A 17,743-nucleotide genomic window follows, 5' to 3' on the forward strand; every position below is an offset into this window, starting at 1 on the left:
ACGACGGTGTAGTCCGTCAGAGTTTCTGCTCGCCCGCCGCCGCGTAGGCGCGTTCGGTGTCGGCCTTCTTCGGCCGCCACCAGTCCTCGTTCTCGCGGTACCAGGTGATGGTGTCGGCCAGCCCGGACCGGAAGTCGCTGTAGCGCGGTGACCAGCCCAGTTCCGTGCGCAGCAGGCTCGCGTCGATCGCGTAGCGCTGGTCGTGGCCGGGCCGGTCGGTGACGTGGTCGAAATCGGTGGGATCGCGATCGAAAGCTTCCAGAATCAACTGCACGACGGTGAGATTGTCGAGTTCACCATCGGCACCGATGAGATAGGTCTGCCCGATACGGCCGCGCTCGAGAATGTCCCAGACCGCGCGATTGTGATCGTCGACGTGAATCCAGTCGCGCACCTGATGACCGGCGCCGTACAAACGCGGACGCACGCCGTCGATCAAATTGGTGATCTGGCGTGGGATGAATTTCTCCACGTGCTGATACGGGCCGTAATTGTTGGAACAGTTCGACAGTGTGGCGCGCACTCCGAAGGAACGGGTCCAGGCGCGCACGAGCAGATCGCTGCCGGCTTTCGTCGCCGAATACGGGCTCGACGGGTTGTAGGCCGTCGTTTCGGTGAAGGCGGGGTCGTCGGGGGTGAGGTCGCCGTACACCTCGTCGGTGGAAACGTGGTGGTAGCGCACGTCGTGGCGGCGCACGGCCTGTAGCAGGGAGTAGGTGCCGACGATATTGGTCTGCACGAACGGCCACGGTTCGGCGAGCGAGTTGTCGTTGTGCGATTCGGCGGCGAAATGCACAACCGCGTCGACACCGCTGACGAGATTGTCGACGAGGTCGAGATCGGCGATGTCGCCGTGGACGAATTCGATGCGGTCGGCCACCGGATCGAGCGACGCGCGGTTTCCGGCGTAGGTGAGCGCGTCGAGGACGGTCACCGCTACGTCGGGGCGCGTGGCCACCGTCTGCTGGACGAAATTCGCACCGATGAATCCGGCCCCGCCGGTAACGAGCACTCGCACGTCGACAACGATACGTGCTCGCGAACGGGGACAGAAAGCGAACCGACACTCGCCCAGGTAGAAACAGTCACGGTATTTACACCGTGATGTCCGTCACACCGGGCGGGTTCAGGTTACGGCCCGGGGTCTGCTTTCCTGAGAAAAACCCTAGTCGGCACTCAGGTTTCTAGCTGCGCACCGGCCCCGGGGTATCAACGGTGAACAGAATTTGAATAGAAGTACACAGGTGGTTCACCGCTCGTTAGCTGCGGGGGCTTTTGATCATCGGGTCCCCTCCGAACGCTCCAACATCGAGGTTCAACAAAAATGCTGATGAGGAAATTCGCCGCCACTTCGGCGCTGCTGATCGCTGCCATGGGCGTCGCCGCCGGCACCGCGCACGCCGAAGAGGCCCCGGCCGCCGCTGCCCCGATCAACTACACCGCTGAAATCGTCGAGGACTCGAAGGCCGTCGTCACCACCGACGCCGGCTCGATGGTCGTCGAGGACAATGTCCTGAAGATCAAGGCGGCCGACGGCACCGTCGTCGCGGGCACCCCGCTGGCGTTCCGCATCGAAGAGCACGAGCTCCCGATCGTGGCCGAGATCTCCGGCAACACCGCCACCCTGACCCCGGTGATGGACCCGGCCAAGGCCGTCTACAAGCCGGTCGCCCTGCCTTACGAGGCGCAGGCGCCCTGGAAGAGCGAGTACGACCGTGAGGTCGCGGCGTTCAACCGTCTGAAGGACACCATCTCCGTCGGCGCCACCATGGGTGCCCTCGTCGGTGGCCTCGGTGGCGCGGCTGTCGGCTGCATCGCCGGTGCCGGTGCCGGCCTGGTCCTGACCGGTGCCCTCCTCGCCCTGTTCGGCGCGGGCCCGCTGGCCGGCTGCATCGCCGGTGCCGCCGCTGTCGGCTTCCTGGGTGTGCTGGCCGGTCAGCTGTTCATCACCGCGCCGGTCGCCATCGGTGCGGCGATCCAGTACTTCGCCACCGTCACCTCGCCGTTCACCCCGCCGGCCAAGTAATTCCGGTTCGGAACGTGCGATAACCGCACTCGCGTAAGCACATTCGCGAGCAGGTACGCCAGGTGCCCCGCTGCGGCTCGAAAGAGTTGCGGCGGGGCACCTGTCGTTTTCGGCTGGGGTCAGGCGGTGCGGGCGCGTTCGGCGGGCGCCACCGCTTCCCGCACGAACTTGGCGACCCGTCCGAGCGCCGAACGGCTCTCCGGCATGTCCGGCAGGATGCTCATGAAGGCGTGCACCTGCCCCCGCCACAGTTCGAGGGTGTGCGGTACGCCCGCCGCGCCGAGCCGGTGGGCCATGAGTTCGCAGTCGTAGCGCAGTAATTCGTCTTCGGCCGCGATCAGCAGTACCGGTGGCAACCCGGCCAGGTCGGCATTGACCGGCGAGAGCTTCGCGTCGAGCGGACCCGCGTGCTCGGCACCGAGGCGGACCACGGCCTCCAGTCCGGCCAGCGGAATGTAGGCATCCCGGCGCACATTCACGTAGTCCTTCTTCGCCCGGTAGTCCAGATCGAGCAGCGGACTCAAGCCGACGAGACCGGCGGGCAGCGGCAATCCGATGTCGCGGGCGCGCAGCGCGGTGGCGAAGGTGAGGAACCCGCCCGCCGAGTCACCGGCGAAGACGATGCGGCCCGGGTCGGCGCCGTGGCGAAGCAACCAGCGGTAGGCCAGCACGCAGTCGTCGATGGCGGCGTCGATCGAACCCGGCAGCTGACGGTATTCCACATTGAGCACCGGCAACCCGGTCCGCCTGGCCAGCCCGGCGGCGACGGCCCGATGGGTCGACAACCCACAGACCGCGAAGCCACCACCGTGCAGATACAGCAGCGCGCCGTGGCGCAGCGCCCGCGAGGCGCCCGCGGGACGGATCATCTCCATCTTGAATCCGTCGAGCTGGATCTGTTCGCGTTCGATCCCCGTCGGTTCGGGACGCAGTCGCGCGAGCAGGTCGACGGCGATTCCGCCGATCGGGATGGTCCTCCGATTGATGGGGACGGTGCGCAGCAGCGGCCCGATGACGCCGACGCAGGCGCCCATCAACACGCGCGAGGACGTACTGCCCCGTCCGGAGTTGACGACGATGCCCGCCGCTTTCGGACTGGTGGCGCCCCTGGGGGCGGCGGGGACGATCCCGCCCAACACACCGGGCCTGCCGATCTTCGAGGCTTCCATCGCGCACCTACCTCACACTGGCGCGTCGACTCGATGGCCCGGGTGCGAGCCCCGGATCGGATGTCGACGCTGACATCTAACACAGTGATGTTTCACACATCGACGCCCACATAATCAGATGAACGCCGTCGTGTCCCAGTTATCGACCGACACACCCGGTTGCGAAACGTTCGTGATCAATTCGTCCACGTGTCGGAACCTCCCCGACTCCTGCGACGCCGGAACTGGCAGACTTGCCACCTATGCGCGGAATCATCTTGGCGGGCGGCACCGGATCGCGGCTGCACCCGATCACGCGCGGGGTGAGCAAGCAGCTCGTCCCGGTCTACGACAAACCGATGGTCTACTACCCCTTGTCCACCCTCATGTTGGCAGGGATCGACGACATTCTCGTCATCACCACGCCGGAGGATGCCGAGGCGTTCACCCGGTTACTCGGTGACGGCAGCCAGTTCGGGGTGTCGATCAGCTATGTGGTCCAGCCCGAACCCGACGGCCTGGCCAGGGCTTTCGTGCTCGGCGCCGACCACATCGGCACCGAACCCGCCGCGCTCGTACTCGGCGACAACATCTTCCACGGCCCCGGCCTCGGCGCCAGCCTGCACCGCTTCCACGACATCGACGGCGGCGCGGTGTTCGCCTACTGGGTGAGCGACCCCACCGCCTACGGCGTGGTGGAGTTCGTGGACGGTCGCGCGGTCTCCATCGAGGAGAAGCCGAAGGTGCCGCGCTCCAACTACGCCATCCCCGGTCTGTACTTCTACGACAACGACGTGGTCGAGATCGCGCGCGAACTGCGTCCCTCGGCGCGCGGGGAGTACGAGATCACCGATATCAACCGCGCCTATCTCGAGCAGGGCAGGCTCAGCGTCGACGTGCTCGCGCGCGGCACCGCCTGGCTCGATACCGGCACCTTCGACTCGCTGCTCGACGCCGCCAACTACGTGCGGACCATCGAGGAACGCCAGGGCCTCAAGATCGGGGTGCCCGAGGAGGTGGCGTGGCGGCGCGGCCTGATCTCCGACGACCAGCTGTGCGAACTCGCCGAACCGATGGTGCGCTCCGGCTACGGGCGCTACCTGCTCGACCTGATCGACCGCGGAAAAGACTGGTAGCGCATGGAGATCCGTGAACTGGCCATCCCCGGCGCGTGGGTGGTCACTCCCCGCCTGCTCGGCGACGACCGTGGCATGTTCTGCGAGTCGTTCAAGGCCTCGGAGTTCGAGAAGGCCACCGGCCGGCCCTTCGACCTGCACCAGGTGAACACCTCGGTGTCGGCGGCGGGAGTGTTGCGCGGCATCCACTACACCGAGGACCCGCCGGGCCAGGCCAAGTACGTGACATGTGTGCGCGGCGCCTTTCTCGACGTGGTCGTCGACCTGCGACCGGGTTCGCCCACCTACGGCCGCTGGGACAGCGTGCTGCTCGACGACGTGGACCGCCGCTCGGTGTTCCTGTCCGAGGGGCTCGGCCACGCCATCCTGTCGCTGGAGAACTACTCGACGGTGACCTACCTGTGCTCGCTCGAGTACACCCCCGAATTCGACCGTGACCTGGACGCTTTCGACCCCCGGCTGGCCATCGACTGGCCGACCGAGGGCCGCGACGGCCGCCCCCTCACCTTCATCCGCTCCGCCAAGGACCAGGCAGCGCCGCGGTTCGCCTGATACGCCGAAAGGCACCACCGTGCATGGTGGTGCCGTTCAGCGCTTCGGATCAGACCGTCTGGAGCACCTTCTCCTCGACCACCGGCGCGTCGGTGACCCGCTTGCGCGGCCAGAAGACCGTGAGCGCGACCAGTGCGCCGAGCACCGTGACACCGGCGGCGAACTCGAGGCCGGGGCGGTAGGTGTCGAGCATCTGCTGCGGCGAGGTGCCGTGCGCGGTACCGGAGGTGACGATGGCGGTGGTCACCGCGAGAACCACGGCCGCACCGACCTGCATCGAGGTCTGCAGCACGCCCGCCGCGAGACCCTGCTCCTCGTCGTCGATACCGCTGGTGGCCTGCACGTTGATGGCGGGGAAACCCACCCAGCCGATGCCTATCAGCAGCACCGCGGGCAGCAGCACGGTCAGGTAGTCGGGCGCGGTGTCGATCCGCAGGAACAGCAGGTAGCCGACGGCCATCACCGACATCGTCACGGCGATCACCGGTCCGGTGCCGAAGCGGTCGATCAGCTTGTCGGAGAAGAATGCCGAGGCGACGACAAGGATGCCGACCGGAAGCAGCGCCATGGCGAGCTTCAGCGGCGACCAGCCTAGGGTGTCCTGCAGGTACAGCGTGACGATGAACTGCCAGCTGAAGTACGAGCCGGCGACCGCGATGATGGCCAGGCTGGCCCGCACCAGCGACACCTTGCGCAGGATCCCGAGCCGGACCAGCGGGTGGGCGACGCGCTGCTCGGTGACGACGAACGCGGCGAACAGGGCGACCACGGCGATGAACGAGATGACGGTCCGGGCCGAGGCCCAGCCGACCTCGGGCGCGGTGACCACGGTGTAGACCAGCAGCAGCATGCCCGAGGTGGACAGCAGCGCGCCGAGCAGATCGTGGCCGCCTTCCTCGGCCTTACCGTCCTTGGGGATCAGCACGAACGCCGAGATCAGGGCGGCGACGGCGATCGGGACGGGCAGCAGGAACGTCCAGCGCCAGCCGACACCGGTCATCAGGCCGCCGAAGAGCAGGCCCATGGAGTAACCACCTGCGCCGAACACGGTGTAGATGGACAGCGCCTTGTTGCGCGCCTTTCCTTCGGCGAAGGTGGTGGCGATGATCGACAGGCCGGTCGGCGCGGTGAACGCGGCGGCCAGACCCTTGATGAACCGGGTGACGATCAGCAGCGTCGGGTCGCTGACCAGACCGCCGATCAGGGACGCGACCGCGAAGACGGCCAGGGCGATGAGGAACACCTTGCGACGCCCGAGCAGATCGGCCGTGCGACCACCGAGCAGCAGCAGACCGCCGTAGCCGAGGACGTAACCGCCCACGAGCCACTGCAGGGTGGAGGTGGACATATCGAGTTCGGCGCCGATGGACGGCAGGGCGACACCGATCATCGAAACATCGAGACCGTCGAGGAACAGAACAATGCACAGGGTGATCAGCAGGCCCCAGAGGCGAGCGGACCACCGGGTCGGGTCGGTCGCCTCGGCGGCCGAGAGCGTTGCTGGCGAAGTCATGCGGAGGACATTACATGCATGCGCATTTAATGCCAACACATTTAATGCAGTTGCATAGATCCGTCGGGCGCACTAAGATGGCCGCATGTCGAACCCGGCCAACACAGCTCGGCGCAACGAAGCGCCCACCGAGCTGGTCGGCCAGTGGCGCGCATTGCTCGACCGGCACGCCGCCGTGAGCTGCGCACTGGAGAAGGCGCTTCAGAACGAACACCGGATCGGACTCAGCGAGTTCGAGATCCTCGACCGTCTCGTCGACGCGGCCTGCGAGAAGTACCGCATGACCGACCTGTCCGGCGACATCTACCTGAGTCAGAGCGCGCTCTCGCGCGCCGTGGCCCGGCTCGAACGCGACGACCTGGTCGAACGCAGCACCTGCGACGGCGACCGGCGGGCGTGTTTCGTCAAGCTCACGGAAAAGGGCAGGGCGGTCTACGACCAGGCCCTGCCCACGCACCGTTCGGTGCTCACCGACTCCTGGTAGGAGTTACACCGTCGCGCTCGCCGCGGCGGTGATGTCGGTGAAAGCGCTTCGGTAGCGGTCGAATTCGGCCGGCTTGTCGAGATAGACCGAACCGGCGAAGGTCTCCACGTAGACCACCGGCGGTTCCTGCTTGTCGACCGCGTTGTCGCCGTCGAAATCGAGCACGGTGAACCGGCCCGACTCGAGCCCGGCGTGGTAGCCGGAGTCGTCCGGGATCACCCGGATGTCGACGGTGTCGCGTTCGGCCAGCTCGCGCAGCCGCGCACGCTGACCGGCGAGCACCCGGTCGTCACCGATGCGGCGCGCCAGCACCGCCGCGGCGAGCACCACCCGCAGCCGCAACGGCGAGCCCGCCCTGGTGAGCAACGCCTGCCTGGCCGCGCTCACCCGCAGTCGCCGTTCCAGGTCGGCGTCGGTGAGTTCGGGAATGGTCCGTTCGAGCAGCGCCCTGGTGTAGTCCTCGGTCTGCAACAGCGCCGGGACCAGGCCGTCCTCGTAGATCGACAGCTCGGCCGCCGCCTCCTCGAGGCCGATGTAGACCTCGAAGCCCTCCGGAATGACGTCGCCGTAACTCGTCCACCATCCCCGCGCCTTGGTTTCGCGAGCAAGTGCCGCCAGCGGTTCCACTTGATCGGCGGGCGCTCCGTACACCTTGCACATGGCCTCGACATCGAGGCTGCGCAGCGATGTCTGCCCCGTTTCGATCCGCCAGATCTTCGCTTCCGACCACTCGAGTTGCGCCGCCGCGGTTCTGGTGGTCATCCGCGCACGGTTGCGCAGGTCACGTAAGTGCCTGCCCAGCTGCCTGCGCGGCATGGTCGAACCGGTGACGCCCTGCGGTGAAGCCATACTTCCCCCCTGTATCCAAATCCGGCCTCCCCCTTGTTCTCTGGAGGCCGCCGTTCGCAGCTGACGCATCATCAGATCTGCGGACGGATTGTTTCACAACGAATCGGACACCGCGCAAGACCTACTTCTTCTTCCGGAACCGCCAGAACTGAACGGCGCGAACATCTTCGGACAGCTGATTCACCGGTTCGGCCACATCGGACAGTGCTTGGAACAGTCCGTCGGCGAGTTCGCTGATGTGCTCGACCCGGCCCGCGAGCCGGGCTGCGTTGTCGGCGAATTCGAGCATCAACCGCACCGACGCGGCGATGGTGAGCCCGAGCGGAACGGCCACGAGGGCGGCGAGCACGCCGAGCACCGCCGAGGCCTTCCACATCAGCACCGTCAGCGCGATCGGCAGGCCGATCGCGAAGGAGATCACGCACAGGATGTAGGCCAGCGGCAGCAGCGTGCGGGTCGCGGGCCTGCGGAATTGCACGTCGAGCAGGGAGCGCAGCGCCTCGGCGCCCCACTGGGTGGCCGAGCGGGTGCTGCGGAACGGATCGTCGAAGCCCGCGTCGCGCGCGAGCCGCATCTGCTCGGCCTCTTCGGAGTCCTCGGCCTGCTCCCGCGAACGCGACGCCGTACGCTTCACGTCGGCCTCTTTCCAAGAGAGCCAGCGAGATTCGGCCTCGAACTCCTCGGCCTCCGGCTCACCGGCCGGGGTGGTGTTCGGCACGTCGGTCATGGTTCGAATCCTGCCCGCTTTCCGACGACACGCCAACACCACGGGGACCGAACCTGCGATAGCGAAGGTTCGTCGAATGAGACGAAGCAGACACTCTCGATTATTTTTCGGAATCCGCGTAACAACTCGGCCACCTTGCGCCGATACGCCCATGAACGCAGGAACAGAGCTCTTCGGGGAATGGAGAACACAGTGCGCACGACGTTTCCGACCAACACTATGGCCGCCGACAAGGGTGCCGCCGCGCTGGACTACGCCGCGCGGGGTTGGAACGTCGCCGAAACCACCAACGGCCTGTGCCTGGTGACCGACGAGAACGTTTCGGCCATCGAGATCACCGGCGAGATGGCAGGCGAGGTTCGCCGCTTCCTGCGCGCCAACAACCTGTCCGGCCCCGTGATCGAGATCCCCGGCGCCGAGCGCCGCGAGATCCACCTGGTGACCGGCGTCGCCAAGGCCACCATGGCCATCGCCGCGATGCGCGAGGCCGGTGTGCTGGTGCACACCGACGGTGCAAGCATCCCGCTGCCGCCCACCCAGCTGGCCGCCGGTTCGGCGTCGTGGGGCGTCGCCCCGTCCGAGGCCCGCTGGATCCCGCCGGTCGTCGCCCTCGGTGCCGCCGTGCGCGCCGCCGCCACCCGCAAGCGCGCCACCCTGACCGTGGCCTGCTGAGGCAGCTTTTCACAGCCAACCCGCGACCGCGACGGATCCCCACGTCGCCTCGCGGGTTTTCTGCGTTTCCCGGTGCCGAGCGGTCGGGGTGGAGTAGGCATGAACCATGGCTCCGCGTTCGTTGCTTCGCACCTGTCCGCTCTGTGAGGCCGTCTGCGGCCTGAGCATCACCCTCGACGACAACGATCGGGTGCTCTCGGTGCGTGGCGACCGCGACGACCCGTTCAGCAAGGGCTTCATCTGCCCGAAGGGCGCCGGTTTCGGCAAGCTCGACGACGACCCCGACCTGGTCACCACCCCGCTCATCCGCGACGGCGCCGACTTCCGCCCCGCGAGCTGGGGCGAGGCGTTCGACCTGATCGCCCAGCGTTTCGCCGCCGTCCGCGCGGCGCACGGCACCGGCGCCACCGGCATCTATCTCGGCAACCCCAATGCCCACACGATCGCGGGCGCCCTCTACGCGCCCGCGCTGGTCCGCGCGCTGAGCACCCGGCACGTGTACTCGGCGAGCACCGCCGATCAGATGCCCAAGCAGGTGGCCGCCGGGCTGATGTTCGGCGACCCGATGACCGTCCCCGTTCCCGACCTCGACCGCACCGACTACCTGCTGATGCTCGGTGCCAACCCGCTGGAATCGAACGGTTCGCTGTGCACGGCGCCCAACTTCCCCGGCCGGTTGAAGGCGTTGCGGGCGCGCGGCGGCAGGCTCGTCGTGGTGGATCCCCGGGCGACGCGCACGGCGGAACTGGCCGACGAACACCTCTTCATCCGACCCGGCACCGATGCGTATCTGCTGTTCGCGGTGTTGCAAACATTGTTCGCCGAAAATCTGCTCGACGTGCGCGTGGAGGTCGACGGCCTCGACGAACTCCGCGCGGCCGCAGCGGATTTCACTCCCGAGATCGCGACGGAACGCACCGGAATTCCGGCCGAGACCATCCACCGCATCGCGCGCGAACTCGCCGCCGCCCCGACGGCCGCCGTCTATGCCCGGATCGGCACGTGCACCACCGAATTCGGCACGCTCACACAGTGGCTCGTCGATGCGATCAATGTCCTCACCGGCAACCTCGACTCCCCCGGCGGCGCCATGTTCGCCACCCCCGCGGCACTCGGCATCACCCGGACAAAGCCGTTCCGGCCGGGCCGTTGGACCAGCCGGGTGCGCGAATTGCCCGAAACCATGGGCGAACTCCCCGTCGCCACCCTCGCCGACGAACTCGAAACCCCTGGTGAAGGGCAGATCCGCGCGCTGGTGACGGTGGCGGGCAACCCGGTGCTCTCCGCACCGAGCGGTGCGCGGCTGGACGTGGGGCTGGCCGGGCTCGACTTCATGGTGAGCGTCGACCGGTATGTCAACGAGACGACTCGGCACGCGAATGTGATGCTGCCGCCGCCTCGTTCGATCCAGTCGCCGCACTACGACTTCGCGCTGCTGCACTTCGCGGTGCGCAACTACGCGCGCTACTCGCGCCCGCTGGTGCCGCTCGACGGCAGGCCGTCGGAATCGGCGGTGCTCGCCCGGCTCGCCGCAGCCGTGAGCGGGCAGCCGCATCACAGCGACGAGGCCGTCGCGATGATCGACGAGCTGGTCATCGCCGGCATGCTGCACAAGGCGGCCATGAGTGACCGGCGCGACGAGCTCGAGGGCGCCGACACCACCGAACAGCGCGTCGACCTGATGCTCAAACTCGGCCCCTACGGCGCGTGGAACGGCGGCGACCTCGGCCTGCGCACCCTTCTCGACAACCCGCACGGCATCGACCTCGGCCCGCTGCGGCCACGACTGCCGGGGGTGCTGCGGACCGCATCGGGACGCGTCGACCTGGCACCGCAGCCCTTGCTCGCCGATGTGTCGCGGCTACGGGAAGGCCTCGCGGCCAGTGCGCCGCCCATGGTGCTGATCGGGCGCAGACAGCTGCGTTCCAACAACAGCTGGATGCACAACATCGAGGCCCTCGTCGGCGGATCCAACCACTGCACCCTGCACATCCACCCCGACGACGCCGACCGCCTCGGCATCGGCGAGGCGGCCGAGATCACCTCGGCCGCCGGATCACTGACCGTGCAAGTGGAGCTGACAGCGGCGATCATGCCCGGGGTGGTGAGCCTGCCGCACGGGTGGGGACACGCCGCGAGCACCACCCAGTCGGTGGCCCGCGCGCATGCCGGCGTGAATGCCAATGCGCTGACCGACAATTCGATCGTCGACGCGATCACCGGAACCGCCGTCTTCAACGGAGTGCCGGTGACGGTCGGTCCGGCCTGATCGGTCGTCGCCCAGGAAACCCGAAGCAAACCGCCCGTTACGGTCCTTCGCAATACTGGACTCGCCACGCCGCACGCCGAACTCCCCTAGACTCCAATGAGATTGTGGTCACAGCACTTCGGCAGCAGAGGGGCCCCGATGCCTGGAACACAGGTCGGCAGCGACGGAGAGCACGAACTTCAGGAAACGTTGGGCACCACCGAACGCGCCGAACGGTTCTACGACGACCAGGTCATCGACTATCTGAACCCGATGATGATGGAATTCGTCACCCGGATGGACATGGCGTTCATCTCCACCGCCGACGCGCACGGCGAATGCGACGCCAGCTTCCGTGCGGGAACCCCTGGTTTCCTGCACGTGATCGACGATCGCACGATTGCGTACCCCGAATACCGAGGTAACGGGGTGATGGCCAGCCTCGGCAATATCCTCGAGAACCCGCACGTCGGCATCCTGATGATCGACTTCGTCCGCGACCTCATCGGCCTGCACGTGAACGGGAAGGCCCGCATGGTCGCCGACAGCGAGCTACGCGAGACCGTCACCGATCTGCCACCCGCCGAACGGGGCAAAGCGGCGCAGGTGTGGGTGGTCGTCGACGTGGAAGAGGCATACATCCACTGCCGCAAGCACATTCCGCAGATGATCCCCGTCTCCCGCGACCGCCGCGAATGGGGTACCGACAACGTCCGCGCCAAGGGCGGCGACTACTTCGGTGTGAAGGCGGGCCGTCAGCACGCCGAAGTCAAAGCAGGCTGACCTACTTGATCTTGAAGATCACCACACGCTGCACGACGAAGTTGATCACCGTCGCCGTGCCCTGCGCCACGACAAACGCCACCGCCTGACGCCACCACTGGTCGGGCAGCGCGAACGCGAACGCGGCATACATCCCGAGCTGCACGGCGAACGTCACCGCGTACAGCGCGACGACCGCCACGAACCGCTTGCGGCTCGGCTCGGCCTGGAACGTCCAGCGACGATTGATCAGGTAGGCCGTCGTCGTACCGGCGATGAAGCTGATCGCCTTGGCGAGCACCTCAGGCACCCCGAGCACGTTCGACAGCAACAGCAGCAAGCCGAAGTCGACGATCGCCGAGAAACCGCCGGTGAGGGTGAACCGGACAATCTGCGTCTTCAGATCGACATCGGTACCCCCCGGCTCGTCGACCAGCGGAATTTCGGGGGGCAGGGGCAGATGCGGCTGTGCTTGCACGTGAGGAAGGGTACGAGACCGGTCACAGGTTGTGCCATGCCTGTAGCCTCTAAGCCGATGTCTGAGAACATTTCGACCACCAACGACGGGCCGTTCGTGCTTCCTACGCGCACGCGCAGGCTCACCGGTTGGGGTCGCACCGCACCCACCTCCGCCGAAGTGCTCTCGACCGGCGATCCCGAGCTGATCGCCGAGGCCGTGCGCATGGTCGCCGAGGACAACGACAGCAAGCCGGCGCATCTGCGACGCGGCGTGATCGCCCGTGGCCTCGGCCGCTCCTACGGCGACCACGCCCAGAACGCGGGCGGCCTCGTCATCGACATGCCCGCGCTCAACCGCATCCACCGCATCGACCGCGACACCCGCCTGGTCGACGTGGACGGCGGCGTGAGCCTGGACCAGCTGATGAAGGCCGCGCTCCCGTTCGGGCTGTGGGTTCCCGTGCTACCCGGCACCCGCCAGGTGACCATCGGCGGCGCCATCGCCTCCGATATCCACGGCAAGAACCACCACAGCGAGGGCAGCTTCGGCAACCACGTCCGCTCGATCGACCTGCTCGTCGCGGACGGTTCGGTGCGCACGGTGTCACCGGACAACGACGCCGAGCTGTTCTGGGCGACGGTCGGTGGCAACGGGCTCACCGGCATCATCCTGCGCGCGACCATCGAGATGGCGCCGACGGAGACGGCCTACTTCCTCAACGACGGTGTGAAGACCGCGACCCTCGACGAGACGGTCGCCGCGCACAGCGACGGCAGCGAGGCCAACTACACCTACTCGAGCGCCTGGTTCGACGTCATCAGCCCGCTGCCCAAGCTCGGCCGCGCCACCATCACCCGTGGTCGTCTCGCCAAGCTCGACGAGCTGCCCGAGCGGCTGCAGAAGAAGCCGCTGAAGTTCGACGCGCCGCACCTGATGACCGTGCCGGACATCTTCCCGAACTTCACCATGAACAAGCTGACGCTGTCGGCGATCGGTGAGGCGTACTACGCGATGGGCGGGAACTACACCGGCAAGGTGCAGAACCTGACGCAGTTCTACCACCCGCTCGACATGATCTCGGAGTGGAACCGTGGCTACGGTTCCAACGGGTTCCTGCAGTACCAGTTCGTGGTGCCGACCGAGGCGGTCGAGGAGTTCAAGCGGATCATCATCGACATCCAGGCGTCCGGCCACTACTCGGCACTCAACGTCTTCAAGCTGTTCGGCCCGGGCAACGACGCGCCGCTGAGCTTCCCGATGCCGGGCTGGAACATCTGCGTGGACTTCCCGATCAAGCCGGGCCTCAACGAGCTGGTCACCGAGCTGGACCGCCGCGTGATGGAATTCGGCGGCCGTCTCTACACCGCGAAGGACTCGCGCACCAGTGCCGAGACCTTCCACAAGATGTATCCCCGGATCGACGAGTGGATCAAGGTCCGCCGCAGCGTCGACCCGAACGGCGTGTTCATGTCCGATATGGCCAGGAGGCTGGAGCTCCAGTGATCAACGCAGTTGGCAACCCGCAGACCATCCTGCTGTTCGGCGGCACCTCCGAGATCGGTCTCGCGATCTGCGCGGAGTACCTGCGCAAGAGCCCCGCGCGGATCATCCTGGCGAACCTGCCCGGCGACCCGCTGCTCGACGACGCCGTCGCCAAGCTGAAGGGGGCCGGTGCCACGGCCGTCGAGGTCATCGACTTCGACGCGCTCGACACCGACTCGCACCCAAAGGTCGTCGACGCCGCGTTCGCCGGTGGTGACGTGGATGTCGCGATCGTGGCGTTCGGTGTGCTCGGCGACGCCGAGCAGCTGTGGCAGGACCAGCGCAAGGCGGTCATGACCGTCGGCATCAACTACACCGCCGGCGTGTCGGTGGGTGTGCTGGTCGGCGACAAGTTCAAGGCGCAGGGTCACGGCCGGTTCATCGTGATGTCGTCGGTGGCGGGCGAGCGGGTGCGTCGCTCGAACTTCGTGTACGGCTCGACCAAGGCCGGCCTCGACGGCTTCTACCTGGGTCTGGGCGAGGCGCTTCGTCCCTACGGCCCGCGCGTCACCGTCGTCCGGCCGATGCAGGTACGTACCTCGGCGACCAAGGCCCACTGGGAGGCGACCGGCTCCAAGGAAGCGCCGCTCACGGTCGACCCGGAAGACGTCGCCCGCCAGGCCGTCGCCGCCTCGGAGAAGGGCACCGAGATCGTGTGGACCCCGAACGAGGCCCGCTTCGTGATGTCGGCTCTGCGCCACGTGCCGCGCCCGATCTTCCGCAAGCTCCCCATCTGATCGAGAGCCACCGCGACTGCCGCACCGCCACTCCGGCGGTGCGGCAGTTTCTTTGTGCCGGGGGCATCGGCGCGAGCCGACGGAGCCCGAGCCCTCCACTAGGCTGACCCGGACCGTCGAGCAGAGTGGACCCGGAGGAATGCGCGCCGATGACTACCGATGACAACGTGCGGGCGGGGCGCGCGACAGCGACCGGTCTCGCCGAAGGTGCCGCGGCGGCGCTCGTCGCGCTGGTCGTGGCGGTGGTCGGGTTGTTCGCTTTCTCGGCGGTGCAGTGGCCTGCGTTCAACTCCTCCAACGTGACTCGGGCGCTGACCACCGTCGGGCAGGTCGTCTCGGTGGGGCTGCTGGTGGTCTCGGTATTGCTGATCCGGCTGCGGAAGTGGCCTGTGGTCGCGAAACTCGCCTCCTGGGTGGGCGTTTCGGGATTCGTCACGGTGACCCTCGGGATGCCGTTGGCGGCGACGAAGCTGTACCTGTTCGGTGTTTCGGTCGACCAGGAATTCCGCACCGAGTATCTGACGCGGCTCACCGACAGTGCGGCACTGCGGGACATGACCTACGTGGATCTGCCGCCGTTCTATCCGGCCGGGTGGTTCTGGATCGGTGGGCGGGTCGCGAACCTGCTCGGCATGGACGGCTGGGAGGCGTTCAAGCCGTACTCGATCGGGATGCTCGCCGTGGCCGCAACGGTGGCGCTCGTGCTGTGGGCGCAGCTGGTGCGCGCCGACACGGCCGTCGGCGCCGCGGCCGCGGTGACCGCGATGACTTTGGCCTATGCCTCGCCCGAGGCGTACGGGGCTGTGTTGGTCGTGTTCGTTCCGCCGGTGCTCGTGCTGGCGTGGGGTGCGCTGCACCGCCGCTCGGGCGGGTGGGGCGCGGTCCTCGGGACCGGGTTGTTCCTCGGGGTCGCGGCGTGTTTCTACACGTTGTACCTGGCGATCGCGGCGTTCACCGTTGTGCTGATGGCGGTGGTCGCCGCCGCGTGCGCGCTGTATGCACGGCGAGCGAGCGGGCGGGCGATCGGCAGGCGCGACGCTGCGGTCACCACCGAGCCCGCGTGGCGGGTGGTTGTCGTGCCGTTCACGCGACTGGCGGCGATCGGCGTGCTCGCGATCGCGGTATCGCTGGTGGTGTGGACGCCGTATCTGCTGAAGATGCTGTCGGGTGCGAAATTGCCCTCCGGCAATGCTTTCCACTATCTGCCCGAGTCGGGTGCGCAGCTGGCGTTCCCGATGCTCGAGTTCTCCCTGCGTGGGGCGCTGTGTCTGCTCGGGTTGCTGTGGCTGGTCGTGCGGGCGGGATCGTCGCGGCGGGCGCAGGCGCTCGGCATCGGCGTGGTGGCGATCTACCTGTGGACATTGCTGTCGATGGCCGCGACGGCGGCGGGCACCACCCTGCTGTCGTTCCGGCTGGAACCGGTGCTGCTCGCTTTGCTCGCCGCCGCAGGCGTTTTCGGCTTCGTCGAGGGTGGTCGCGCGGTATATCAGGCGCTGAACGAACCCGCGCCGGTGCGTACCGCGGCGGCCGCGCTCGCGGTGCTCGGTGCGATGGCCTTCGCCCAGACGATCCCCACCGTTCTGGTCCACGAGATCGACACCGCCTACACCGACACGGTGCCCACCGAAACACCCGACGCCTACGGCACTTTCGGTGAACGCGGCGACAAGCGCCGCCCCTCCGCGGTGGCCTACTACCACGCCGTCGACGAGGCTCTACTGGCGCAAACCGGCCGTCCCCGTGACGAATCCGTCGTCCTCACGGCCGACACCAGCTTCCTGTCCTTCTACCCCTACTTCGGTTTCCAGGCCCTCACCTCGCACTACGCGAACCCCCTCGCCGACTTCAAGGCCCGCGCCGACACCATCGCCGCCTGGAGCAGGCTCGACTCCCCCCAGGCCCTCCTCGACGCCATGTCGGCCGCCCCCTGGCGCGCCCCCGACGCCTTCCTCTTCCGCCGCGACGGCGACAACTACACCCTCCGCCTCGCCGAAGACGTCTACCCCAACGATCCCAACGTCAAGCGCTACACCGTCACCTTCCCCCGCTCCCTCTTCGCCTCCCCCACCTTCACCACCACCGACATCGGCCCCTTCACCCTCATCACCGTCAACCGCTGATTCGGCGAAAACGAGTTCGCGCAACCCTGTCTTCCGGGCGGGGCGGCGCACTACACTTGGCGGTGCGGAACGGTCGTCGTCGGTGGGGGTCGGCGGATGGCGAAGGTTATCGATCCTGCACGTTGTGGGTCCGGGTGGCCCGTTACCGGAGGAGGACTTCATGTCCGATCCGTTGCACACCAGGGTGTGCCTCACCGGAGTGAATTGCATCTGTCCGAGTATCAGTGTGTTCGTGGTGCCCGAGCCGCTGGTCAGGGGTGGGCAGATGCTGCATCTGCTGGAACAGGCGCCGGTGGCCGAACGTGGGCCCGAACCCGATCCCGATCTGATCGACCTCATCGAGGCGGTGCGCATGCCCTTGAATCTGCCCGGGCTCGCCCGGATGCAGCGCGTGGCGTTCACCGGCCCACGGCACGATCCCACCGCCGCGCGCACAGTTCTGCACGACCATCTGATCGAGGAATCGGCGCCGATCGGCCTCGATATGGACGATCCGGCGGAGCTCACCCGGCTCTCGATGCTGCCCGAACACCGGATCGGACCCCGGCGCATCGACGACTTCCAGGCGCACTCGGTGCGGCAGGCGATGGCGGCGGTGTACCAGTTTTTCGGCGTGGACCAGCGGGTACCCCTCGTCTACCACGGTTTCGCCGACCCCGGCGACGGCTGGTTCGCCCTGCGCGCATCGGCAGCCTGACCGGACATGTGTCCATAGACACCCGGTAGCTACTGGTGTGCGGAGCACCGATAGACAACAATATGTGCGG

General features: G+C 67.3%; 17 protein-coding genes. 11 read left to right on the forward strand and 6 right to left on the reverse strand.

Translation table 11 applies throughout. From position 1 onward, the window contains the following. Positions 1-16 precede the first annotated feature (16 nt). A complete protein-coding gene (gene rfbB, locus AB0F86_RS16080; protein WP_356984610.1) occupies positions 17-1,018 on the reverse strand; it encodes a dTDP-glucose 4,6-dehydratase in 1,002 nt (333 codons plus the stop codon). 306 nt (positions 1,019-1,324) lie between these two features. Between rfbB and AB0F86_RS16085 the strand changes: the two genes are divergently transcribed. After that, entirely contained in the window at positions 1,325-2,026 is a 702-nt protein-coding gene (locus tag AB0F86_RS16085) for a hypothetical protein (protein ID WP_181700760.1), read from the forward strand. A 119-nt stretch (positions 2,027-2,145) separates the two neighbouring features. Here the strand turns inward: AB0F86_RS16085 and AB0F86_RS16090 are convergent, their stop codons facing one another. Then, positions 2,146-3,195, reverse strand: coding sequence for an alpha/beta hydrolase (locus AB0F86_RS16090; protein WP_181700761.1), 1,050 nt, complete (start codon positions 3,193-3,195; stop codon positions 2,146-2,148). A 242-nt stretch (positions 3,196-3,437) separates the two neighbouring features. Between AB0F86_RS16090 and rfbA the strand changes: the two genes are divergently transcribed. Further along, a complete protein-coding gene (rfbA, locus tag AB0F86_RS16095; protein WP_067494815.1) occupies positions 3,438-4,310 on the forward strand; it encodes a glucose-1-phosphate thymidylyltransferase RfbA in 873 nt (290 codons plus the stop codon). A gap of 3 nt (positions 4,311-4,313) precedes the next feature. Beyond that, entirely contained in the window at positions 4,314-4,862 is a 549-nt protein-coding gene (rfbC, locus tag AB0F86_RS16100) for a dTDP-4-dehydrorhamnose 3,5-epimerase (protein ID WP_356984613.1), read from the forward strand. A gap of 49 nt (positions 4,863-4,911) precedes the next feature. On the opposite strand, the gene AB0F86_RS16105 is transcribed toward rfbC, so the two are convergent. Further along, positions 4,912-6,375 carry an MFS transporter gene (locus AB0F86_RS16105; protein ID WP_220139718.1) on the reverse strand — a complete coding sequence of 488 codons (1,464 nt, stop codon included), beginning with the start codon at positions 6,373-6,375 and terminating at the stop codon, positions 4,912-4,914. Between the two features lie 85 nt (positions 6,376-6,460). Between AB0F86_RS16105 and AB0F86_RS16110 the strand changes: the two genes are divergently transcribed. Beyond that, complete coding sequence (locus AB0F86_RS16110) at positions 6,461-6,859, forward strand: MarR family transcriptional regulator (RefSeq protein ID WP_181700763.1); 399 nt, start codon at positions 6,461-6,463, stop codon at positions 6,857-6,859. Between the two features lie 3 nt (positions 6,860-6,862). Here AB0F86_RS16110 and AB0F86_RS16115 read toward each other — a convergent pair whose 3' ends face one another. Continuing rightward, complete coding sequence (locus AB0F86_RS16115; RefSeq protein WP_356984614.1) at positions 6,863-7,708, reverse strand: helix-turn-helix transcriptional regulator; 846 nt, start codon at positions 7,706-7,708, stop codon at positions 6,863-6,865. 121 nt (positions 7,709-7,829) lie between these two features. Continuing rightward, positions 7,830-8,435 (reverse strand): DUF4282 domain-containing protein, encoded by a 606-nt coding sequence (locus AB0F86_RS16120; RefSeq protein WP_356984616.1) that lies wholly within the window; start codon positions 8,433-8,435, stop codon positions 7,830-7,832. 180 nt (positions 8,436-8,615) lie between these two features. On the opposite strand from AB0F86_RS16120, the gene AB0F86_RS16125 reads away from it, so the two are divergent. The 3 genes from AB0F86_RS16125 (at position 8,616) to AB0F86_RS16135 (ending at position 12,138) form a co-directional block, all read left to right on the forward strand. Continuing rightward, a complete protein-coding gene (locus AB0F86_RS16125; protein WP_174552230.1) occupies positions 8,616-9,107 on the forward strand; it encodes a hypothetical protein in 492 nt (163 codons plus the stop codon). A 106-nt stretch (positions 9,108-9,213) separates the two neighbouring features. Then, positions 9,214-11,376 carry a molybdopterin-dependent oxidoreductase gene (locus AB0F86_RS16130; RefSeq protein WP_356984618.1) on the forward strand — a complete coding sequence of 721 codons (2,163 nt, stop codon included), beginning with the start codon at positions 9,214-9,216 and terminating at the stop codon, positions 11,374-11,376. Positions 11,377-11,514: 138 nt separating this feature from the next. After that, the gene (locus AB0F86_RS16135; protein ID WP_225281260.1) at positions 11,515-12,138 is read left to right on the forward strand and encodes a pyridoxamine 5'-phosphate oxidase family protein; all 624 of its coding nucleotides are present in this window, start codon (positions 11,515-11,517) and stop codon (positions 12,136-12,138) included. Between the two features lies 1 nt (position 12,139). Here the strand turns inward: AB0F86_RS16135 and AB0F86_RS16140 are convergent, their stop codons facing one another. Next, the gene (locus tag AB0F86_RS16140) at positions 12,140-12,595 is read right to left on the reverse strand and encodes a GtrA family protein (protein ID WP_084457194.1); all 456 of its coding nucleotides are present in this window, start codon (positions 12,593-12,595) and stop codon (positions 12,140-12,142) included. A 57-nt stretch (positions 12,596-12,652) separates the two neighbouring features. On the opposite strand from AB0F86_RS16140, the gene AB0F86_RS16145 reads away from it, so the two are divergent. From AB0F86_RS16145 to AB0F86_RS16160, 4 genes are all read left to right on the forward strand, one after another. Then, positions 12,653-14,080, forward strand: a complete 1,428-nt coding sequence (locus AB0F86_RS16145) for an FAD-binding oxidoreductase (RefSeq protein ID WP_356984620.1) — start codon at positions 12,653-12,655, stop codon at positions 14,078-14,080. Further along, positions 14,077-14,856, forward strand: coding sequence for a decaprenylphospho-beta-D-erythro-pentofuranosid-2-ulose 2-reductase (locus AB0F86_RS16150; protein ID WP_181700776.1), 780 nt, complete (start codon positions 14,077-14,079; stop codon positions 14,854-14,856). Before AB0F86_RS16145 ends, AB0F86_RS16150 begins: the two co-directional genes overlap by 4 nt. A 149-nt stretch (positions 14,857-15,005) precedes the next feature. Continuing rightward, the gene (locus tag AB0F86_RS16155; RefSeq protein WP_356984622.1) at positions 15,006-16,976 is read left to right on the forward strand and encodes an arabinofuranosyltransferase; all 1,971 of its coding nucleotides are present in this window, start codon (positions 15,006-15,008) and stop codon (positions 16,974-16,976) included. Between the two features lie 160 nt (positions 16,977-17,136). Then, entirely contained in the window at positions 17,137-17,673 is a 537-nt protein-coding gene (locus AB0F86_RS16160; protein WP_225281263.1) for a hypothetical protein, read from the forward strand. Positions 17,674-17,743 lie beyond the last annotated feature (70 nt).

The sequence above is a fragment of the Nocardia sp. NPDC023733 genome (genome assembly GCF_040639775.1).
Classification (GTDB): Bacteria; Actinomycetota; Actinomycetes; order Mycobacteriales; family Mycobacteriaceae; genus Nocardia; species Nocardia rosealba.